This is a genomic window from Streptomyces sp. NPDC002032 (assembly GCF_042890765.1).
Classification (GTDB): Bacteria; Actinomycetota; Actinomycetes; order Streptomycetales; family Streptomycetaceae; genus Streptomyces.
In genome coordinates, this window is the sequence record NZ_JBIASM010000006.1 from 375,604 (window position 1) to 396,527 (window position 20,924).

Consider the following 20,924-nt stretch of genomic DNA (forward strand, 5'->3'; position numbering starts at 1 on the left):
CCCTGATCCAGGAGAGCCCGGAACTCGTGTACACGCTTGCGCTCGGCCCTGAGTGGCTGTCCCCGGAGTACCTGATCGGCCATTTCGGCCTCATCGGCATCCTGGTCATCGTCTTCGCGGAATCGGGTCTCTTCGCGTTCCTGCCCGGCGACTCCCTGCTGTTCACGGCGGGCTTGTTCGTCGCGAGCGGCGACATCAGCCAGCCCCTGTGGCTCGTCTGCACGCTGATCGTGGCCGCCGCGATCATCGGTGACCAGGTGGGCTACCTGATCGGCAAGTACTTCGGCCCGAAGCTCTTCAACCGGCCGAACAGCAAGGTGTTCAAGCGCGAAAACCTCGACGCGGCGCACGAGTTCATGGACAAGCACGGCCCCAAGGCCATCGTGCTGGCCCGCTTCGTGCCGATCATCCGCACCTTCGCGCCGATGGTCGCGGGCGCCGGCGCGATGAAGTACCGCACCTTCCTGACCTTCAACGTCATCGGCGGCATCGCCTGGGGCGCGGGCGTCACCTGCCTGGGCTACCAGCTGGGCCAGTTCGACGTCATCAAGAACAACGTCGAGACGATCTTCATCGGCATCGTGCTCGTCTCCGTCATCCCGGTGATCTTCGAGGTGCTCAAGTCCCGCAAGAACAAGGCGAAGACCGCCGGGCAGGCCCCCGCCGCGCCGTACGGCGCCCCGGAGGACCCGCAGGCTCCCGGGCAGCGCGGGCGGCACGCCAAGCGCTAGCGGGTGCCCAGCGGGCCCGCAACGGCCGCCCCCGCCGCGCCCCGCCGAAAGCCCCGGAGACCGGCGTCCCCGGGGCTTTCGCGTGCCCGGGGTCAGAAGCCGCGGGTGCGCTTCGCCGCCCGGCGCTTGGCCGCGCTCTGGGCGCCCGGGATCCGCATGAAGAGCCGCGAGGTCTCCGACCCCAGGTTCACCCCGACGGCGATGGCCAGGGCGATGGCGGCGGCATTGGTCAGCGAGGCCAGTCCGGTGTCGAGGCGGTTCTCGGCGATCGAGAGCAGCCCGTAGTACGTCGCCGAGCCCGGCAGCAGCGGCCCGATGGCCGCCGTCACATAGGGCAGGGCGGAGGCGAAGCGGTAGCGGGAGAAGAGCTGTCCGAACAGGCCGACCAGCCCGGCCGCGATGGCCGTGGACGGTACGGGGGGCAGCTCGGCGGCCCGCAGCGCGCCGAAGGTCACCCAGGCGACCGCGCCGTTCAGGGTCACGATCGTCACCGTCGACCACTCCTGCTGGAGCAGGATCGCGAAGGTGAACACCAGGACCATCGAGGCCAGGATCTGGATCACCGGCCGGCTCGGGATCTGGAGCACCTCGTCGGGGTTGGGCTGGGCGCCGAACTGGAGGCCCAGGTAGATCACGGCGAGGACGCCGCTGATGATCCCGATGAAGAGGTACATGACCTCCAGCAGCCGGGCCGAAGCGGTGATGTAGTAGCCGGTCAGGCCGTCCTGGACGGCCGCGACCAGGGCCCGCCCGGGCAGCAGCGCGAAGAGCCCGCCGGTGATCACGGCGGAGGCCCGCACCTCGATCTGGGCGATCTTCAGGGCCACGCCGATGGCGGCGGGCGGCATCGCGGCCACCACGAACTGGTAGAACTCCGGCAGCCCGCGCCCGGCGCAGAACCAGGCCAGCCGGTCGCCGAGGACGGCGCCGAGGGCCGCGCAGAAGAAGACCGTCACCCCGCCGCCGACCAGGATGGAGGCGGCGCCCGCGAGCAGCCCCGCGGCGGCCGTGAGCACCCAGGTGGGGTACGGGTGGCGGTTGCGGCGGATCTCGGCGAGGCGCCGGTAGGCCTCCTCCAGGGAGACGTCCACCTCGGGCGCGCTGATGTCGTCCACCAGCCGGAAGACGGCGGCCAGCCGGGTGTAGTCGGTGCCGCGGCGGCGCACGGTGCGGCTCGCGGAGACGGGGTGGTCCACCAGGGAGGGCTGGTGGGTGATCGAGAGCATGGTGAAGGTGACGGTGGGCTCGCAGCGGTCGAGTCCGTAGGAGCGGGCCACGGCGAACATGGCGGCTTCCACGTCCTCGGCGCCCTCGCCGCCCGCGAGCAGCAGCTCGCCGATGCGCAGCGTCAGGTCCAGGACGCGGCCCACGGCGGGGCCCGCCTCGCTCTGCTTCTGCACCGGCTCGGCCACCGGACGCACGTCGACCGGCATGCGCAGCATCGTGCGCATCCGGTCCTGCCAGGGGGACTCCTTCATCCGCGAGACGGGGAAGCCGCCGGGGACGTAGGCGGGCGGGGACTGGTGGGCGCTGTACGTCGCCGGGGCGGCGAAGGCGGAGCCCTCGGGCTCGGGGACCTGCGCGGCCATGCCGTCGGGGACGGCGAACTCGGAGGTCGGCTGGTCTTCCTCCGGAGCCTCCGGCGCCATCCCGGGCGGCGGGGTGAAGGCGCTGTGCGCCTCGTCCGACTTCGGCTTCCGGTCCTCGGACCCGGATCCTTCGGCCTCCGCCACTCGTCCTCCCGTCCTGGGCAGCCTCCGCACCAGTATGCGGAATCGTTTCCTCCCCTGCGAAACCGGAATCACACGCGGAGCGACGGACGGCGCGGGCAGACGGGCGCCAGGCGAACGGGCAGGGCCGGGACGTGCGCGAACGCCGACGGGCGGCACCCCCTGAGGGATGCCGCCCGTCGGGACGGTCAGTGAGCGGAAGCTCAGTGGTGGCCGCCCTGCGCCTCCAGGCGCTTGAACGAGGCCTCGATCTCGGCCTCGGCCTCGGTACGGCCGACCCAGTTCGCGCCCTCGACGGACTTGCCGGGCTCCAGGTCCTTGTAGACCTCGAAGAAGTGCTGGATCTCCAGGCGGTCGAACTCGGAGACGTGGTGGATGTCGCGCAGGTGCTCGACACGCGGGTCGGAGGCCGGCACGCACAGCAGCTTGGCGTCGCCGCCCGCCTCGTCCGTCATGTTGAACATGCCGATCGCGCGGCACTTGATCAGGCAGCCCGGGAAGGTCGGCTCGTCAAGGATGACCAGCGCGTCCAGCGGGTCGCCGTCCTCGCCGAGGGTGTTCTCGACGAAGCCGTAGTCGGCCGGGTAGCTGGTCGAGGTGAAGAGGCGACGGTCCAGACGGATCCGGCCGGTCTCGTGGTCCACCTCGTACTTGTTCCGCGAACCCTTGGGGATCTCGATGGTGACGTCGAACTCCACGTCCTGCTCCTCCATGCTCAGCTTCATTGCTTCGAGACTGCATTGATCCATCTGCGCGCTCGTACGGCCCAGCCCTGCCGGGTGGGGTGCCATGCTCGCGGCAAGACGCAGTGGTTAAGTGTCCCTCACGCATATGTGTGATCGCGAAAGGGGCTGGTCCGAGGTGCCCTTGGCCAAGACATGGCAGCTCATCGCGGGGTCGGCCGTCGCCGGCCTCGCCCTCTCGGCCGCGGTGGTGTCCGCCGCCGGCCCCTGGGACTCCGGCCAGCGTAAGGCCGAGCGGGACAAGGCCGCCTCCTGGAGCCGCACGGGTGGCGCAGATCACGCCGCGACCGCGGGCGGCCCGCCCCAGGCGGCGCCCAGCGCCCCCGGGGTGCTCGCCGGGGTCGGCCCGCGCCCCGCCGACGCCGTGGGCGCGGCCCCCGACGCCCTGGCCGGGGTGCTGGGACCGCTGCTCGCCGACCCGGCGCTGGGCACCGTACGCGCCGCCAGCGTGGTCGACACCGCCACGGGACGGGTCCTCTTCGAGTCGGGTTCGAGCGAGGCCATGACCCCGGCCTCCACCGTCAAGATCGCCACCGCCAGCGCCGCCCTCGCCGCCCTCGGCCCCGAACACCGCATCCGGACCACCGTGACGCCCGGCGCCGGCCCCGGCACGATCGTCCTGGTCGGCGGCGGCGACCCGTCCCTGACCGCCAGGAAGAAGAGCCCCGCCGGATCCGGCGGCAGCCTCGTCGCCCTCGCCGCCGACACCGCCCAGGCCCTCAAGGCCGCCGGCACCGACACGGTCACCCTCGGCTACGACGACTCGCTCTACACCGGAGCCGTCCGCCACCCGATCGGCCGCAACGACAACCTCGCGCCCGTCACGGCCCTCACCGCCGACGAGGGCCGCCCCGACGACTCCACCTCCGGGCCCGTCACCCGTACCGAGGACCCCTCCGGGGACACCGCCCGCGCCTTCGCCGGCCTGCTGCGCGACCGCGGCATCAAGGTGACCGGCGACCCCGCCAAGGCCCAGGCCCCCGCCGGGGCGCAGCCGCTGGCCACCACCCTGTCCACCCCGCTCGCCGGGCTCGTCGAGCGGATGCTGACCAACAGCGACAACGACATCGCCGAGGCCCTCGCCCGCCAGACCGCCCTCGCCGCCGGGCAGGGCGCCGCCTTCGAGGGCGCCGAGAAGGCCGTCGCGGAGAAGCTCGCCTCCCTCGGCGTCGACGTCACCGGCACCCGCTTCGCCGACGGCAGCGGCCTCAACCGGGCCGACAAGGTCACCACCCGCCTCCTGACGGGCCTGCTCGCCGCCGCCGCCGACCCCCGCCACCCGGAGCTGCGGCCCGTCCTCACCGGGCTGCCCGTGGCCGGGTTCACCGGCACCCTGCGCGCCCGCAACGCCGGCACCTCCCCGGCCGCCGGGCTGCTCCGGGCCAAGACCGGCACCCTCACCGGGGTCAACTCCCTCGCCGGAACCGTCGTCGACCCCTCCGGCCGGCTGCTCGCCTTCGCCTTCCTGACGGCGGGCGCCGCGGACGGCCCGGCCGCCGAGAAGGGCCTCGACAAGCTGGCGGCCGCCGTCGCCACCACCTCGTAGGGGGATCCGCAGGAGCGCCGGTCCACGTACGGTTGACGCATGACGAGCATCGGTGGTGCGGAGATGGTCGACTGGAACCTCGCGGTGGCGACCGCGACCCGGCTGGTGCGGCCGGGTCCCGACGTCAGCCGCGACGAGGCACGGGCGGTGGTGGCGGAGCTCCGCCGGCACGCCCGGACCTCCGAGGAGCACGTGCGCGCGTTCACCCGGATGATGCCCGAGGGCAGCCCCCTGCCCGACACCCCCGTCCTGGTCGTGGACCGGGCCGGCTGGGTCAAGGCCAATGTCGCGGGCTTCCGCGAACTGCTGGGCCCCCTGCTCGGCAAGATGCAGGACCGCCGCGCGGGCGCCCCCGGGGCCGCCGTCCTCGGCGCGGTCGGCGGCAAGGTCACCGGCGTCGAGCTGGGCATGCTGCTGAGCTTCCTGGCCTCCCGGGTGCTCGGCCAGTACGAGACCTTCGCGCCCGCCCTCCCGGACCTCCCCGGCGGCTCCGCCACCGGCGGCAGGCTGCTGCTCGTCGCCCCCAACATCGTGCACGTGGAGCGCGAGCTGGAGGTGAACCCGCACGACTTCCGGCTCTGGGTCTGCCTGCACGAGGAGACGCACCGTACCCAGTTCACGGCCGTCCCGTGGCTGCGCGCCCACCTGGAGGGCGAAATCCAGACGTTCCTCGGCGCCACCGAGCTGGAGCCCGGGGCCGTCCTGGTACGGCTGCGCGAAGCCGTCCAGTCCTTCGCCGGGGCCCGCCCCGAAGCCGAACAGGGCGACGAGGGCCGCTCCCTCGTCGAACTCGTCCAGACCCCCCAGCAGCGCGAGGTGCTCGGCCGCCTGACCGCCGTCATGTCCCTGCTGGAGGGGCACGCCGACTTCGTGATGGACGGTGTCGGGCCCGAGGTGGTGCCCTCCGTCGCCGAGATCCGGGAGAAGTTCCAGCAGCGCCGCGCCACCGGGGCCGGCCGGCTCGACGCCGCCCTGCGCAAGCTGCTCGGCCTCGACGCCAAGCTCCGCCAGTACCGCGACGGCGAACGCTTCGTCCGCGCCGTCGTCGACCAGGTCGGCACGGACGGCTTCAACCGGGTGTGGACCTCGCCCAACACGCTGCCCACCAAGGCCGAGATCGCCCGGCCCGCGGACTGGGTGGCGCGCGTGCACCGCAAGGGGAGTGCGGGGAGCGAAGAAAGGTGACGCGGGGGGCGTAAACATGTCTCACTGGGGGAAGCAGCATCACCCGTCCGAGGGACCGTGGGCCGTGGAAGGGCGTGCGATGCTCGGAGAACGGCTCGTCTCTGTCACCATCGACGCACTCTGAGTGACGAACGCCATTCCCCGCGCAACACCCCCACCCTCCGAGCATCCGAACTCCACGAAGGGCACCGGACATGGGTCCCCATCCTGCGGTCGCGGCGATACGCCTGGCGGTCCGCCGCGTACTCCACGACGTCCTGAACGACCTCCCTCCCCACGCCGCCGACCCCCGCACCGGGGCCGGCACGCCACTCGTCCTCGTCGCCTGCTCCGGCGGCGCCGACTCCATGGCCCTCGCCTCCGCCCTCGCCTTCGAGGCCCCCAAGCTCGGCATCCGGGCCGGCGGCGTCACCGTGGACCACGGCCTCCAGGCCGGCTCCGACCTGCGCGCCGCGGAGGTCGTCACCCGCATGACCGCGCTCCGCCTCGACCCGGTGGAGTCCGTCGCCGTGCGCGTCGGCCGCGAGGGCGGACCCGAGGCGGCCGCCCGCGACGCCCGCTACGCCGCCCTCGACGAGGCCGCGGACCGGCTGGGCGCCGTCGCCGTGCTGCTCGGACACACCCGCGACGACCAAGCCGAAACCGTCCTGCTGGGCCTCGCCCGCGGCTCCGGGATCCGCTCCCTGTCCGGCATGGCGGAGAAGTCCGGCGGCACCGGCCGCAGCCACCGCTACCGGCGCCCCTTCCTCCAGATCGACCGGCAGACCGCCCGCAAGGCCTGCATGGTCCAGTCCCTCCCCGTCTGGGACGACCCGCACAACATCGACCCCGCCTACACCCGCTCCCGGCTGCGCCACGAGGGACTGCCCGCCCTTGAGAAGGCGCTCGGCAAGGGGGTCGTCGAAGCGCTCGCGCGCACCGCCCAGCTGTCCCGGGACGATGCCGACGCCCTCGACGCCTGGGCCGCCGACGCCGAGGCCGGAGTCCGCGACGAGGACGGCCGCCTGGAGTGCGCCAAGCTGTACGCCCTGCCCCCGGCCGTCCGCCGCCGGGTGCTGCGCAGGGCCGTGGTCGCGGCCGGGTCCCCCGCCGGCTCCCTCTTCGCCCGGCACATCGAGGAAGTCGACCGCCTCATCACCGGATGGCGGGGCCAGGGCGCCATCAACCTGCCCGGCCGCGTCGAGGCCCAGCGGCAGGGTGGCAGACTTGTCATCCGGCAGGGCTGATTGGTGCTGAAACACGGTTGAGTCCTCCGGGGTCACCCCCCGGAGCCCCGGCCGACAACGAAAGTGATGCGGGTGGACGAGAAGGACATGGGCAGCGACCTCCAGTCGGTGCTCATCACCAAGGAAGAGATCGACGCGAAGCTGGCCGAGCTGGCCGCGAAGATCGACGCGGAGTACGCGGGCAAGGACCTGCTCATCGTCGGTGTGCTCAAGGGCGCCGTGATGGTGATGGCGGACCTGGCGCGTGCCTTGTCCACCCCGCTCACCATGGACTGGATGGCGGTGTCCTCCTACGGCGCCGGGACGCAGTCCTCGGGCGTGGTCCGGATCCTCAAGGACCTGGACACCGACATCAAGGGCAAGCACGTCCTGATCGTCGAGGACATCATCGACTCGGGCCTGACCCTGTCCTGGCTGCTGTCCAACCTGGGCTCCCGCGAGCCGGCCTCCCTGAAGGTCGTCACGCTGCTGCGCAAGCCCGAGGCCGCGAAGGTCGCGATCGACGTCGAGTGGGTCGGCTTCGACATCCCGAACGAGTTCGTCGTCGGTTACGGCCTCGACTACGCGGAGAAGTACCGCAACCTGCCGTTCGTCGGCACGCTCGCCCCGCACGTCTACGGCGGCTGAACCCGCCGGACGGCGGTAACGTCGGCCGTCCCGCCGCTCGCGCCCCCGGGGGAACCTGGGGGCGGCCTCCTGCGTTGAGGAGGGGAGCGGGTCTGTCAGCCGTCCCATGAGGCCGCGGGTGACAATACAGGGGTACATTCCGAAGAACAGTCTTTACTCACAGCAGCATTTACCTACGGGCAGGAGGGACGGGGTGCCTGGCGCCCCGTATGGATGGACGTGAAGCGATACTTCCGTGGGCCGGTCATGTGGATCGTGCTGGCCGTCCTCGCCGTGGTCGTGTTGATGAACGTCGTCGGCTCCGGCGGCGGCTACAAGTCGGTGGAGACCAGCGAGGTCATCAAGGCGATCAACAGTGGCCAGGTGGAAAGCGCCAAGCTGACCACCGGTGACAGCCAGATGATCAAGATCGAGCTGAAGAAGGACCAGAAGCTCGGCAACAACGACGGCACCAAGTTCCAGGCCAACTACATCGGGGATCAGGGCGTACAGCTCGCCCAGAACCTCCAGACCAAGTTCGAAGCCGGTCAGATCCCTGACGGGTACTCGGTCACTCCGGACAAGACCAGCCCGTTCCTGAGCGTGCTGCTCTCGCTCCTGCCCTTCGTCCTCATCGTGGTCGTCTTCCTGTTCCTGATGAACCAGATGCAGGGCGGCGGCTCCAGGGTCATGAACTTCGGGAAGTCCAAGGCGAAGCTCATCACCAAGGACACCCCGAAGACGACGTTCGCGGACGTCGCGGGTGCGGACGAGGCCGTCGAGGAACTCCACGAGATCAAGGAGTTCCTCCAGGAGCCGGCGAAGTTCCAGGCCGTCGGAGCCAAGATCCCCAAGGGCGTGCTGCTCTACGGGCCCCCCGGCACCGGCAAGACCCTGCTCGCGCGAGCCGTCGCGGGCGAGGCCGGCGTTCCCTTCTACTCGATCTCCGGTTCCGACTTCGTCGAGATGTTCGTCGGCGTCGGTGCCTCGCGTGTCCGTGACCTGTTCGAACAGGCCAAGGCCAACGCACCGGCGATCGTCTTCGTCGACGAGATCGACGCCGTCGGCCGGCACCGCGGTGCGGGCCTCGGCGGCGGTCACGACGAGCGCGAGCAGACCCTGAACCAGCTGCTCGTCGAGATGGACGGCTTCGACGTGAAGGGCGGCGTCATCCTGATCGCCGCCACGAACCGGCCCGACATCCTCGACCCGGCGCTGCTGCGCCCGGGCCGCTTCGACCGGCAGATCGCGGTCGACCGGCCGGACATGCAGGGCCGTCTGGAGATCCTCAAGGTCCACCAGAAGGGCAAGCCGGTCGCTCCGGACGTCGACCTCTCGGCCGTCGCCCGCCGCACCCCCGGCTTCACCGGTGCCGATCTGTCCAACGTTCTGAACGAGGCGGCCCTGCTGACCGCCCGCTCGGACCTGAAGCTGATCGACAACCACATGCTGGACGAGGCGATCGACCGCGTCGTGGCGGGCCCGCAGAAGCGGACCCGGATCATGTCGGACCGGGAAAAGAAGATCACCGCGTACCACGAGGGCGGACACGCCCTGGTCGCGGCGGCCTCCCCGAACTCCGACCCGGTCCACAAGATCACGATCCTGTCCCGCGGCCGGGCCCTGGGTTACACCATGGTCCTGCCCGACGAGGACAAGTACTCGACCACGCGCAACGAGATGCTCGACCAGCTGGCGTACATGCTGGGCGGGCGCGCGGCCGAGGAGCTGGTCTTCCACGACCCGACGACCGGCGCGGCGAACGACATCGAGAAGGCCACCGCCACGGCGCGGGCCATGGTCACGCAGTACGGCATGACCGAGCGTCTCGGTGCGATCAAGTTCGGCGGCGACAACACCGAGCCGTTCCTGGGCCGCGAGATGTCGCACCCGCGGGACTACTCGGAGGAGGTCGCGGCGCTGGTCGACGAAGAGGTCAAGAAGCTCATCGAGACCGCGCACAACGAGGCCTGGGAGATCCTGGTCGAGAACCGGGACGTCCTGGACAACCTGGTCCTCGCGCTGCTGGAGAAGGAAACGCTGAACAAGGAGCAGATCGCCGAGATCTTCTCCACGATCGTGAAGCGTCCGGCCCGCCCCGCGTGGACCGGCTCCTCCCGCCGCACCCCCTCCACCCGTCCGCCGGTGCTCTCTCCCAAGGAGCTCCAGCTGACGAACTCCGCCAACGGCACCTCGGCGGCCACGCCGGCCGTGTCGGTGGAGAAGGCACCGGAGTCCTCCCCGGAGGACCGTCCGGAGGCCTGACCAGGTCCGGAATGGATGCCGCGCCTCCCAGGTTCTAGCCTGGGGGGCGCGGCTTCTTTCATGACCGCGTGGTGTGGACAGGAACGAGGATGAGATGACCGACCCAGTGACCCTGACCGGTGGCGAGGGCACGATCGGCGAGTTCGACGAGAAGCGCGCCGAGGCGGCGGTCCGCGAGCTCCTGATCGCGGTCGGCGAGGACCCGGAGCGCGAGGGCCTCCTGGAGACGCCGGGCCGCGTGGCCCGGGCGTACCGGGAGATATTCTCCGGCCTGTGGCAGACGCCGGAAGAGGTGCTGACGACGACCTTCGACCTGGGCCACGACGAGATGGTCCTGGTGAAGGACATCGAGGTCATGTCCAGCTGCGAACACCACCTGGTCCCGTTCCACGGCGTCGCGCACGTCGGCTACATCCCGTCCGCCGACGGCAAGATCACCGGACTGTCGAAGCTGGCGCGGCTGGTGGACGTCTTCGCCCGGCGCCCCCAGGTCCAGGAGCGGCTGACCACCCAGGTCGCGGATTCCCTGATGGAGATCCTCGACCCGCGCGGTGTCATCGTGGTCATCGAGTGCGAGCACATGTGCATGACCATGCGCGGGGTCCGCAAGCCCGGCGCCAAGACCATCACCTCGGCGGTCCGCGGCCAGCTCCGCGACCCCGCGACCCGCAACGAGGCCATGACCCTCATCATGGCGCGCTGACGGGCTCCTGAGCGCCTCGGGGAGGCCCAGGGCGCCCGGGGTCCTCCCGGGCCTCCGGGCTCCTCAGGCGCCCCCTCGGGCTCCCCGCGCGTCCCGCCCGCCTCAAGCGGTGGCGGGAGCCTTGTCCGGGTCCTCGTCCTCCGGAAGCTTCAGGACGTGTTCCAGGAAGAGCGCGGCGGCGATCACGGCGGCTCCGGCCAGCACCGAGCCGCCCGCGTACCAGGCCTGGTCGCGGCGGGCGGGGACGTCGAGGGCCTCCGTCACCAGGAAGATCCCGACGCCCCCGTACATGCCCGCCACCAGGGCCGCGACCAGCGCGCTGGCCTGCCCGAAGACCACCGCGCGGGCCGCCATCAGCGGTTCCACGCCCTTGGCCCCCGGCCGGCGCTCGCGCTGGGCCTTCAGCCGGGCGCGCAGCGACAGCGCGGTGGCGAACAGGACGACGGCGATGACCGCCAGCACGATCGGCGCGGCCAGCGGAACGCCCGGCAGGGTGCCGTACGCGTTCCACAGCCTCGCGCCCGCCCAGGACAGCACCCCGGCGATCACGAAGATGCCCGCCAGGACCGCCGGCCTCAGTTGCTTCACTTGCCCGTTCCCCGCTCTCAGTGACTGGCCTTCACGGCCCTGAACAGGCTACTAACGACTACTCCGGCAGGCGGAGTTCCAGGTCGGGGCGTGCCGTGAGGCCGGCCGGCCCGACCGCGGCCAGCAGCGCGGCCACGGGGCCGTGGCCGGGGACCTGGGCCTCGGGGTCCACGTCGTGCCAGGGGGCCAGGACGAAGGCGCGCAGGTGGGCCCGGGGGTGGGGGAGGGTCAGGACGGGGTCGTCGGAGACCACGTCCGCGTAGGCCACGATGTCGACGTCGATGGTGCGGGGCCCCCAGCGCTCCTCGCGGACGCGGTCGAAGGCCTCCTCGATCGCGTGCCCGCGCTCCAGCAGGCTGGAGGGGGGCAGAGTGGTCTTCACCAGGGCCACGGCGTTGAAGTACGAGGGCTGCGAGCCGGGCTCGACGCCCCACGGCTCGGTCTCGTAGACCGGGGAGACGGCCTTGACCCGCAGGCCGGGGGTGTCGCCGAGGGCGTCGACCGCGCCCTGGAGGGTGTCCAGGCGGTTGCCGAGGTTCGCGCCGAGCGCGATCACGGCCCATTTGGGGTTGGACAGGGTCACGTCCGCCGCGTCGACCGCCTCGACGACGGAGGCGGGTACCGGCTGGACGGTGGGGTCGCTCTGGGCGTTCAGGCCGTTGTTCATGCGCGGCTCCGGGTGATCGTGATGGTCACGTCGTCGAAGGGGACGGTGATGGGTGCGTCCGGCTTGTGGACGACGACCTCCACCTGTGCCACCGCTTCGTGCTTCAGACACTGCTGGGCGATCCGCTCGGCGAGGGTTTCGATCAGGTCGACCGGCTCTCCCCGGACCACGTCGACGACCTCTTCGGCCACGACGCCGTAGTGCACGGTCTTGGCCAGGTCGTCGCCGGCCGCCGCGGGACGGGTGTCGAGGTGCAGCACGAGGTCGACGATGAAGGTCTGGCCCTCTTCGCGCTCCCGGGGGAAGACGCCGTGGTGCCCGCGAGCCTTGAGGCCGCGCAGTGCGACACGATCCACGCGAATCACTCCTGCTTTCGTAGGTGCTTCCGGTCCCGGGGCTCCCCGGGGCCATGGGCCTACGCCGAGTGCGGTCGGCGTCGTCCGCCTTCGAATTTACCCGCGACGCGGCTCCGCTCCCGCCCTTGGGGTCAGTCGGTGCCCGCTTCGTCCTCGTCTTCGGAGTCCGTGAGAACCGGAGAACCGTGGTGGGACCAGAGCCGCCAGCCCTCCGGTGTGCGTCGGAACACATTCGTGGCGACGACGAGCTGGCCGACCAGCGGCCCCAGTTCCCCGGCTTCCTGGGCGGGGCCGCCGCTCAGGATGTTCTCGGTGCAGGTGACCAGGGCGGTGTCGCCTATGAGGGCCACCTTGGTGTCGGTGAGGAAGAACTGGATGTACTCGGTGTGGGACATGATCAGCGCGTACGAGCGCAGCACCTCGCCGCGCCCGGAGAGCACCGGCCAGCCCGGGTGCACGCAGGAGATCTCGTCCTCGAGCCAGAGCGCCGACAGCGCGTCGAAGTCCCCCTGCTCCATGGCCTCGTAGAAGGCCGCGTTGACCTCTTCGACGGCTTCGATGTCGGTAAGGCTCACCGTGCCCCTTCCCTGTGCGAACGGCGGGTCACAGTGCCCCTTCCACGGCGCGGGCCACCCGAACCGCGTCGGCGGTCGCCCGTACCTCGTGCACCCGTACGGCCCAGGCGCCCTGGTGGGCGGCGATGGCCGAGACGGCCGCGGTGGCGGCGTCCCGCTCGCGGGCGGGCGGCGGGGGGCAGTCGGCGGTCCCGGCCAGGACGCGGCCGAGGAAACGCTTCCGCGAGGCGGCGACCAGCAGCGGGAAGCCGAGGGCGCGCAGCTCGCGGAGGTGGGCGACCAGGGCCAGGTCGTGCTCGGCGTTCTTCGCGAAGCCGAGGCCGGGGTCGACGACGAGCCGCTCGGGGGCGATGCCGCCGCCGACGACGGCGTCGATGCGGGCGCGCAGTTCGGCGGTGACCTCGCCGAGGACGTCCTCGTAGACGGCGAGGCTGTTCATGCCGTCGCTGAAGCCGCGCCAGTGCATGACGACGAAGGGCACTTCGGCGGCCGCGACCGCGGGGATCATGCCGGGGTCGGCGAGGCCGCCGCTGACGTCGTTGACGAGGGTGGCGCCCGCCTCGACGGCCCGGGCGGCGACGGCCGCGCGCATGGTGTCGACGGAGACGGTGACGCCCTCGGAGGCCAGGCCGCGGACGACGGGCACGACCCGGCGCAGCTCTTCGTCGGCGTCGACGCGGGAGGCGCCGGGGCGGGTGGACTCGCCGCCGACGTCGATGAGGTCGGCGCCCTGGGCGACGAGGTCGAGGCCGCGCTTGACGGCGGCGGTGGTGTCGAACCAGCGGCCGCCGTCGGAGAAGGAGTCCGGGGTGACGTTGACGACGCCCATGACCCCGCAGCGGTCCCAGTCGGGCAGCCCGGTGACCAGGCCCCTGGAGGCGGGCCCGCGGTTGGTGTTCATGGGGTCCAGGGTAGAGCCCCGCCCCGGCCGGGCGGCTCCGCGCCGACCGGGCCGGGGGCTCCCCGGCGGCCGGGCGGGCCCGGATGCGCCGGCGCCGGCGGGGCCGGGGCAATCCGGCCCCGCCGGCGCGCGGTGGGCGGGCCGCCGGCCGGGGCGGACCTCCCGCGGGAGAGTGGGCCGGGCCGGTGAGGCCGGGCCTCCGGCCCGTGGGTCAGGGCCTCGGCCAGGGGCCTCGGCCAGGGCTTCGGCCAGGGGCCTCGGCCAAGGGCCTCGGCCAAGGGCCTCGGCCGGCCTCCCGCCGGAGGGAGGCCCCGGCCGGGGGTCAGGCCGCCTGGATCTCGCGTTCCTTCTGGGCCGGGACCGTCCCGTGGGTGTGGGCGCAGGTGCGGACCGGCTTGGGGCCGCGGCGGCTGGCGAACAGCCGGGGCAGGGCCAGCGTCACGAACCCCTCGGCCTGCATCACCGCGATGCCGATGCGCGGCAGGTCGCGGGTCTGCCGGTAGACCATGAAGCGGGGCTCCCAGCGGGGGCGGAACTTCGCGTTGAACTTGTAGAGCGACTCGATCTGGAACCAGCGCGACAGGAAGACCAGCAGGCCGCGCCACATCCGCAGCACCGGCCCGGCGCCGATCTTCTCGCCGCGGGCGAGCGCCGAGCGGAACATCGCGAAGTTCAGCGAGACCTTCTCGATGCCGAGCGACGGGCAGGCCTCCAGGGAGGCCACGATCAGCAGCTCGTTCATGCCGGGGTCGGCGGCGCGGTCGCGGCGCATCAGCTCCAGCGACATGCCGTCCTTGCCCCAGGGCACGAAGTGCAGGACGGCCTTCAGGTCGCCGAAGGGGCTGGTGTCGCCCTCCTCCACGCGGTGCGCGGTGGCGATGTAGCAGTCTCCGTCACCCTCGTCGCCGACCCGCCCCAGGGCCATGGAGAAGCCGCGTTCGGTGTCGGTGCCGCGCCAGGCGGAGGCCGCGCCGCGCACCTGCTCCAGCTCGGTCTCGGTCAGCTCGCTGACCCGGCGGACCTTGGTGGTGTAGCCGTTGCGCTCGATGCGCTTCACCATCTGGCGGACGTTGCGCATGGGGCGGCCGGAGAGGGAGAAGTCTTTGACGTCGACGATCGCCTCGTCCCCGAGCTCCAGGGCGTCCAGGCCCGTCTCGCGGGTCCAGACCTCGCCGCCGGTCTCGCTGCAGCCCACGACGGCCGGGGTCCAGGAGTGGGTCTTGGCCTCCTCCATGAACCGCTCGATGGCGCCGGGCCAGGCCTCGACGTCGCCGACGGGGTCGCCGGAGGCGAGCATCACGCCGGAGACCACGCGGTAGGTGACGGCCGCCTTGCCGCTGGGGGAGAAGACGACGGCCTTGTCGCGGCGGAGCGCGAAGTGGCCGAGCGAGTCGCGGCCGCCGTGCTTGAGGAGCAGCTCGCGCAGCTTGGCCTCGTCGTCGGCGGTGAGCCGGGCCGCCGGGTGCTCGGGGCGGAAGGCCAGGTAGATGGTGGTGACGGCGGTCAGCATGCCGAGGGCGCCGAGGGAGTAGCCGACGGTCCAGGACACCCGGCCGGCGTAGTCGACGGGTCCCTCGAAGCCGAAGAGGCCGTAGACGACGTGGGTGATCTTCTCGGACAGGCTCGGACGGCCGACGACCTTGCCCGGGTGGACGCTGACGATCACCAGGCCGAGGCCGATGGAGCCGGCGCTCATCAGCACGAAGTTCGCGAGCGCCTTCCAGCGGCTGCGCGGGTCCGGGAGGGCCTTGAATTCGCCCTGGTGACGCAGCAGCAGCGCGAGGAGCACGGCCGCGATGACCACGCCGATGAAGGAGTGGCGGTACGCGAACTGCGCCACGGCACCGGCCGGCAGCAGGACGACGGCGGCCCGCCAGGCCCGCCGCTTGCGCCGCTTGAGGCCGTGCGCGAGGAGCAGGATGAGGACGCCGGCGCTGATGGAGAGGGCCGCGGCGAACGGGCCCAGCGAACCGGGCAGTACTTCGGTGACCGCGTGGATCCGGCTGTGCCGGAACCGCGGGAAGACGCCCGCGGCGACGTCCAGCAGCCCGACGATCATGACGGCTGTGCCTACGAGGCCGGGGACGGCCTCCGGTCGTGGGCCTCGGAGGATTCGGCCGACCCGCTTCGGAACCTGTCCGGACTTATCGCCATCTATCCTGCTAGACATCGCTTCCCGTTGCTCCGCGAGAGATCATGTGGCCGAAGGCCGTGACGGCCTCCGGGGTGTGGTGCGTCCACTAGGACGACATCCGGGAGGAGGCGGTTCACTCTTCCCGTCGGAAAAAACTAGTCCTGCCATCAGAAAGTCGACTGACTGCTCATGGGTCTCACCAGTAATACGGTTCTGGTCCTGGCCATCATCGCCGGTGTGTTGCTGTTCGGGGTGACGGTCTGGTTCTGGCCGAAGCTTTCGGGCCGCTCCTGGCGCTCGATCGCCGGCCGGATCGGCCTCCTGCTCGCGACCCAGCTGGCGCTGTTCTCGGCAGTCGGTCTGGCGGCGAACAAGTCGTTCCTCTTCTACGGTTCGTGGGCCGACCTGTTCGGCCAGGAGACGTCCATCGGCAAGGTCGTCGACCACTCGATGAGCAGCCGCGACATCAAGGTCATCGACAAGCAGAAGCTCGACGTGCCGGGCGGCGGCAAGCCGCAGGTCGGTGGTCAGATCCTGAAGGTTGCCATAACCGGGCAGAAGTCGAAGATAACGAGTCCCGGCTACGTCTGGCTCCCGCCGGAGTACTTCCAGGCCCAGCACAAAGGGCAGAACTTTCCTGCCTCCATCGTCCTGACGGGGTACCCGGGAACGGCCGAGAACCTGATCAAAGGGCTGAACTACCCCATGACGGCCTTCAAGCAGGCCAAGCAGGGCAAGATGAAGCCGATGATCCTGGTCATGCTGCGGCCGACCATCGCGCCGCCGCGCGACACCGAGTGCGTGGACATTCCGGGCGGCCCGCAGACGGAGACCTTCTTCGCGCAGGACCTGCCGCAGGCCATCCAGACCACCTTCCGGGTCGGCAAGAAGCCGGAGAACATGGGCTTCGTCGGGAACTCCACCGGCGGCTACTGCGCCCTGAAGATCGCCGCGCAGCACCCGCAGACCTTCGGTACGGCCGTGGGCCTGTCCGCGTACTACAAGGCGGCGGACGACGCGACGACCGGTGACCTGTTCCACGGCGACGACAAGCTGAAGAAGCGCGCGGACGTCCTGCACAGCCTGGAGAACAAGAAGCCCAGCGGCACGTCCTTCCTCGTCACCACGAGCGAGAAGGGCGAGGACAACCTGAACGACACCAAGAAGTTCATCAAGCTGGTCAAGGGCCCGGACCGGGTCTCCTCGATCATCCTCGACAGCGGCGGCCACAACTTCAACACCTGGCGCCGCGAGATCCCGCCGATGCTGGTGTGGCTGAGCACGCGCATGCAGGCCTGATTCCCCGCGGGAACAGGCGCAGGGCCCGACTCCGGTCGGGCCCTCTTCCGTTCCCGGGTACGGCTAGGCCTCTTGCAGGTGGGCCCGGCGCAGCGCGCGGTGGACGCCCTCCGGGGTCAGTACGCCGACCAGCGCGCCGGTGTCCGGATGCGTGACGCCGATCCGCCCGGAGTCCTCCTGGAGCAGGGCGGCCAGGGCTTCGCGCAGCGAGGCCCCCAGGGCCACGGACGCGGCCGGGGCGGGCGAGGAGCCCGCCGCCGGAGCCAGGTCGGCCGCCTCCACGGGGGTGACGGCGAGCCGCTTGAGGCCCCGGTCGGCGCCGACGAACCCGGCGACGTACGCGGTGGCCGGGGCGCCGAGCACGGCGGCCGGGCGGGCGAACTGCTCGATGGTGCCCTCGCCGTAGACCGCGATCCGGTCGCCGAGCCGGACGGCCTCCTCCAGGTCGTGCGTGACCAGCAGGATCGTCTTGCGGACGGTGCGCTGGAGGGTGAGGAACTCGTTCTGGAGGCGTTCGCGCACCACCGGGTCCACCGCGCCGAACGGCTCGTCCATCAGCAGCACCGGCGGATCGGCGGCCAGCGCGCGGGCCACGCCGACGCGCTGGCGCTGGCCTCCCGACAGCTGCTCCGGGTACCGGCCCCCGTAGACGGCCGGATCCAGCCCCACCAGTTCGAGGAGCTCGGCCGCCCGGGCGCGGGCCTTGGCCTTGGGGGTGCCGATCAGCTGGGGCACGGTCGCCGTGTTCTCCAGCACCGTCTTGTGCGGGAACAGCCCGACCTGCTGGATGACGTAGCCGATCCGGCGGCGCAGCTCGACCGGGTCGGCCGCCGCGATGTCCTCGCCGCCGAGCAGGATCCGGCCCGAGGTGGGCTCGATCAGCCGGTTGACCATCTTCATCGTGGTCGTCTTGCCGCAGCCGGACGGGCCCACCAGCGTGACGAGCTCGCCCTCCGCCACCTCGAAGGACAGGTCCTCGACGGCCGTGGTCCCGTCGGGGTAGCGCTTGGTCACATGCTCGAATCGGATCACATCGCCATCCTTCCTCACGAGCGGCAGGGTTTTGTAAAGGCTGTGTTGCCTCAGTGCGAAGGATTCCGGCCATTGTCGGTGCCGGGGGTTATGGTCGCTGGTGGCCGCGCATGCGTTCGTGCGGGCCGCATACGACCACGAGACGCGCGGGTGACGGGGGGTGAGGAGCATGGCCGGGCAGAGCTGCCTGGTGGCCAACGACTGGATCTGCTGGGACTACGTCAGCTCCCGCTCCCAGGAACTCACCGACGCCACCGTCCAGCACGTCTGGATCACCGGCGTCTCGGTGCTCATCGGCGTCGCCGTGTCCGTCCCGCTCGCGCTGCTGGCCCGCCGCGGCCGCCGCTGGGCGGCCCCCGTGCTCGGGCTCACCACCCTGCTCTACACGGTCCCCTCGCTCGCCATGTTCTCGCTGCTGCTGCCCTTCTTCGGGCTCTCCGCGGCGCTGGTGGTGACCGGCCTGGTGCTGTACTCGCTGACCATCCTGGTGCGCAACGTGCTGGCCGGGCTGGAAGCCGTCCCCGAGGAGGTACGGGAAGCCGCGCGCGGGATGGGCTACGGACCGGGCCGGCTGCTGTGGCAGGTGGAACTGCCGCTGGCGCTGCCCGCGCTGCTCGCCGGGGTGCGGATCGCGACCGTCTCGACGGTGGCGCTGACCACCGTCGGCTCCATCGTCGGCAAGGGCGGGCTGGGCAACCTCATCGCCCCGGCCGTCAACAGCTCCTTCAAGGCGCAGGTGCTCACCGCCTCCGTGCTGTGCGTGCTGCTCGCGCTCCTCGCCGACCTGCTGCTGCTCGGGGTGCAGCGGCTGCTGACGCCGTGGACCCGGGCCGGCGCCCGCACCGCGAAGGGGGCCTGAGGCCGTGGGCGTACTCGGACAGACCTGGGACTGGCTGGCCGACGGGGCCAACTGGTCCGGGGAGAGCGGCGTCTGGCACCGCCTCGGCGAACACGTCTACGTCAGCGGGATCGCCCTGGCCGTCGCCTGCGCCATCGCCCTGCCCCTCGGGCTGTGGCTCGGGCACATCGGCAAGGGCGGCGCGCTCGCCGTCAACGTCTCCAACGCCGGCCGGGCCGTCCCGGTCTTCGCGGTGCTGGCCCTGTTCATGGTCTCGCCGCTGCGCAGCGCGGGCTATCTGCCGACCATCGTCGCGCTGGTGCTGTTCGCCGTGCCGCCGCTGCTGACCAACGCCTACGTGGGCATGCGCGAGGTGGACCGCTCGGTGGTCGAGGCCGCCCGGGGCATGGGCATGTCCGGCCGCCAGCTGTTCCTGAAGGTGGAACTGCCGCTCGCGCGCGGCCTGGTGATGACCGGGCTGCGCTCGGGCGCCGTGCAGGTCATCGCCACCGCCACCATCGCGGCGATGGTCGGCCAGGGCGGCCTGGGCCGGATCATCACCGCCGGTTTCAACACGTACAACACTCCGCAGGTCGTCGCGGGGGCCCTGCTGGTCGCGCTGCTGGCCCTGGTGGTGGAGGGCGCGCTGGTGGCGGCGGAGCGGCTGCTGCCGAGCCGCCGGACGGCGCGCTGACCCGGTCCCGGTGCTCCCCTCCGTGCTCCCCTCCTTTCGCGTTTCCTTTCGTGTCCGTTCCCTCCCCTTCCCGTTCCCCTTTCCCCTTTCCCGTAGGAGCTTTGATGAGCAAGTCCACGCGCATCCTCGGCGCGACCCTGGGCGCGGTGGCCCTGACCGTTTCGCTCAGCGCGTGCGGGGGCGACAGCCTGGAGAAGACCAAGGACGGCGGCTCCTCGGCCGCCGCGTCCTCCTCCGGCGGCGGCGCCAAGGGCAAGCTGGTCGTCGGCTCGGCCGGTTTCACCGAGTCCAACGTGCTGGCCGAGCTCTACGCCCAGCTCCTCAAGGGGGCCGGCTACGACAGCTCCATCACCACGGTCAACAACCGCGAGCTGTACGAGCCGTCGCTGGAGAAGGGCGAGATCGACGTCGTCCCGGAGTACGCGGCCACCCTCGCGGAGTTCCTCAACGCCAAGGTGAACGGCTCCGGCGCGCCGAAGGAGAAGCCGGTCGCCTCCAGCGACGCGGCGGCGACGGTGGCGGCGCTGGACAAGCTCGCCGCGCCGCTCGGCCTCAAGGCCCTTCCGGCGGGTGCGGCGGTCGACCAGAACGCCTTCGCGGTGAGCAAGGAATTCGCCCAGAAGAACAACCTCAAGACGCTTTCCGATCTCGGCAAGTCGGGGCTGAAGGTGAAGATCGCGGCGGGTGACGAATGCTCCGTCCGTCCCTTCTGCGCACCGGGGTTGGAGAAGACGTACGGAATCTCCGTTTCCGGTATCGACCCCAAGGGCGTCGGCACCCCGCAGGCCAAGCAGGCCGTCAAGGACGGGGTCGACCAGCTGGTGCTGACCACCACCACCGACGCCACGCTGGACAGCTTCGGTCTGGTCCTGCTGGAGGACGACAAGAAGCTCCAGAACGCCGACAACGTCCTGCCCGTCGTCAACGCCAAGGACGCCGGGGCCCCGGAGGTCGCGGCCGCCCTGGACAAGCTCACCAAGGTGCTCACCACGGCCGACCTCGTGGACCTCAACCGCAAGGTGGACGCCGAGCGCGCCAAGCCCGCGGACGTCGCGAAGGCCTATCTCGACTCCAAGGGCCTTCTCGCCAAGTAGCGGTTACCGGA

20 protein-coding genes are annotated in these 20,924 nt (G+C 71.4%); 11 read left to right on the forward strand and 9 right to left on the reverse strand.

Annotated features, from left to right (window positions below; all coding sequences use genetic code 11):
• Positions 1–26 precede the first annotated feature (26 nt).
• Complete coding sequence (locus tag ACFYYT_RS17760) at positions 27–731, forward strand: DedA family protein (RefSeq protein ID WP_388608388.1); 705 nt, start codon at positions 27–29, stop codon at positions 729–731.
• 92 nt (positions 732–823) lie between these two features.
• Here the strand turns inward: ACFYYT_RS17760 and ACFYYT_RS17765 are convergent, their stop codons facing one another.
• Together ACFYYT_RS17765 and ACFYYT_RS17770 are read right to left on the reverse strand one after the other, a co-directional pair.
• Positions 824–2,464: a threonine/serine exporter family protein gene (locus ACFYYT_RS17765; protein ID WP_351815736.1), complete on the reverse strand. Its 1,641-nt coding sequence runs from the start codon at positions 2,462–2,464 to the stop codon at positions 824–826.
• 200 nt (positions 2,465–2,664) lie between these two features.
• Complete coding sequence (locus tag ACFYYT_RS17770) at positions 2,665–3,159, reverse strand: inorganic diphosphatase (protein WP_030756147.1); 495 nt, start codon at positions 3,157–3,159, stop codon at positions 2,665–2,667.
• Between the two features lie 163 nt (positions 3,160–3,322).
• Between ACFYYT_RS17770 and dacB the strand changes: the two genes are divergently transcribed.
• From dacB to folE, 6 genes are all read left to right on the forward strand, one after another.
• Entirely contained in the window at positions 3,323–4,750 is a 1,428-nt protein-coding gene (gene dacB, locus ACFYYT_RS17775; protein ID WP_351815739.1) for a D-alanyl-D-alanine carboxypeptidase/D-alanyl-D-alanine-endopeptidase, read from the forward strand.
• 39 nt (positions 4,751–4,789) lie between these two features.
• Complete coding sequence (locus tag ACFYYT_RS17780) at positions 4,790–5,935, forward strand: zinc-dependent metalloprotease (protein WP_351815741.1); 1,146 nt, start codon at positions 4,790–4,792, stop codon at positions 5,933–5,935.
• A 194-nt stretch (positions 5,936–6,129) separates the two neighbouring features.
• Positions 6,130–7,161: a tRNA lysidine(34) synthetase TilS gene (gene tilS / locus ACFYYT_RS17785; protein WP_351815744.1), complete on the forward strand. Its 1,032-nt coding sequence runs from the start codon at positions 6,130–6,132 to the stop codon at positions 7,159–7,161.
• 66 nt (positions 7,162–7,227) lie between these two features.
• Positions 7,228–7,788 (forward strand): hypoxanthine phosphoribosyltransferase, encoded by a 561-nt coding sequence (gene hpt / locus ACFYYT_RS17790; RefSeq protein ID WP_266576669.1) that lies wholly within the window; start codon positions 7,228–7,230, stop codon positions 7,786–7,788.
• Positions 7,789–8,001: 213 nt separating this feature from the next.
• Entirely contained in the window at positions 8,002–10,032 is a 2,031-nt protein-coding gene (gene ftsH / locus ACFYYT_RS17795; protein ID WP_351815748.1) for an ATP-dependent zinc metalloprotease FtsH, read from the forward strand.
• Positions 10,033–10,126: 94 nt separating this feature from the next.
• Positions 10,127–10,735, forward strand: a complete 609-nt coding sequence (folE, locus tag ACFYYT_RS17800; RefSeq protein WP_351815751.1) for a GTP cyclohydrolase I FolE — start codon at positions 10,127–10,129, stop codon at positions 10,733–10,735.
• A 102-nt stretch (positions 10,736–10,837) separates the two neighbouring features.
• On the opposite strand, the gene ACFYYT_RS17805 is transcribed toward folE, so the two are convergent.
• The 6 genes from ACFYYT_RS17805 to ACFYYT_RS17830 form a co-directional block, all read right to left on the reverse strand.
• Positions 10,838–11,323 carry a DUF3180 domain-containing protein gene (locus ACFYYT_RS17805; protein ID WP_351815754.1) on the reverse strand — a complete coding sequence of 162 codons (486 nt, stop codon included), beginning with the start codon at positions 11,321–11,323 and terminating at the stop codon, positions 10,838–10,840.
• A gap of 58 nt (positions 11,324–11,381) precedes the next feature.
• Positions 11,382–11,990 carry a 2-amino-4-hydroxy-6-hydroxymethyldihydropteridine diphosphokinase gene (gene folK, locus ACFYYT_RS17810; RefSeq protein ID WP_351815757.1) on the reverse strand — a complete coding sequence of 203 codons (609 nt, stop codon included), beginning with the start codon at positions 11,988–11,990 and terminating at the stop codon, positions 11,382–11,384.
• Entirely contained in the window at positions 11,987–12,346 is a 360-nt protein-coding gene (gene folB / locus ACFYYT_RS17815) for a dihydroneopterin aldolase (RefSeq protein WP_351815760.1), read from the reverse strand. The genes folK and folB overlap by 4 nt, the downstream gene beginning before the upstream one ends.
• 131 nt (positions 12,347–12,477) lie before the next feature.
• Entirely contained in the window at positions 12,478–12,921 is a 444-nt protein-coding gene (locus ACFYYT_RS17820) for a nuclear transport factor 2 family protein (protein WP_351815762.1), read from the reverse strand.
• 28 nt (positions 12,922–12,949) lie between these two features.
• The gene (gene folP / locus ACFYYT_RS17825) at positions 12,950–13,822 is read right to left on the reverse strand and encodes a dihydropteroate synthase (protein ID WP_351815765.1); all 873 of its coding nucleotides are present in this window, start codon (positions 13,820–13,822) and stop codon (positions 12,950–12,952) included.
• A gap of 322 nt (positions 13,823–14,144) precedes the next feature.
• On the reverse strand, positions 14,145–15,992 hold the full coding sequence (locus tag ACFYYT_RS17830; RefSeq protein WP_351815768.1) for a phosphatidylglycerol lysyltransferase domain-containing protein: 1,848 nt from the start codon (positions 15,990–15,992) through the stop codon (positions 14,145–14,147).
• Positions 15,993–16,145: 153 nt separating this feature from the next.
• On the opposite strand from ACFYYT_RS17830, the gene ACFYYT_RS17835 reads away from it, so the two are divergent.
• Complete coding sequence (locus ACFYYT_RS17835) at positions 16,146–17,255, forward strand: alpha/beta hydrolase-fold protein (protein WP_351815771.1); 1,110 nt, start codon at positions 16,146–16,148, stop codon at positions 17,253–17,255.
• 63 nt (positions 17,256–17,318) lie between these two features.
• On the opposite strand, the gene ACFYYT_RS17840 is transcribed toward ACFYYT_RS17835, so the two are convergent.
• The gene (locus tag ACFYYT_RS17840) at positions 17,319–18,287 is read right to left on the reverse strand and encodes an ATP-binding cassette domain-containing protein (RefSeq protein WP_351815774.1); all 969 of its coding nucleotides are present in this window, start codon (positions 18,285–18,287) and stop codon (positions 17,319–17,321) included.
• 169 nt (positions 18,288–18,456) lie between these two features.
• Between ACFYYT_RS17840 and ACFYYT_RS17845 the strand changes: the two genes are divergently transcribed.
• The 3 genes from ACFYYT_RS17845 to ACFYYT_RS17855 all read left to right on the forward strand — a co-directional run bounded on the left by ACFYYT_RS17845 (position 18,457) and on the right by ACFYYT_RS17855 (position 20,913).
• Positions 18,457–19,146 (forward strand): ABC transporter permease, encoded by a 690-nt coding sequence (locus ACFYYT_RS17845; protein WP_351815777.1) that lies wholly within the window; start codon positions 18,457–18,459, stop codon positions 19,144–19,146.
• A 4-nt stretch (positions 19,147–19,150) separates the two neighbouring features.
• On the forward strand, positions 19,151–19,819 hold the full coding sequence (locus tag ACFYYT_RS17850) for an ABC transporter permease (protein WP_351815780.1): 669 nt from the start codon (positions 19,151–19,153) through the stop codon (positions 19,817–19,819).
• Positions 19,820–19,923: 104 nt separating this feature from the next.
• A complete protein-coding gene (locus ACFYYT_RS17855) occupies positions 19,924–20,913 on the forward strand; it encodes an ABC transporter substrate-binding protein (protein ID WP_351815783.1) in 990 nt (329 codons plus the stop codon).
• Positions 20,914–20,924 lie beyond the last annotated feature (11 nt).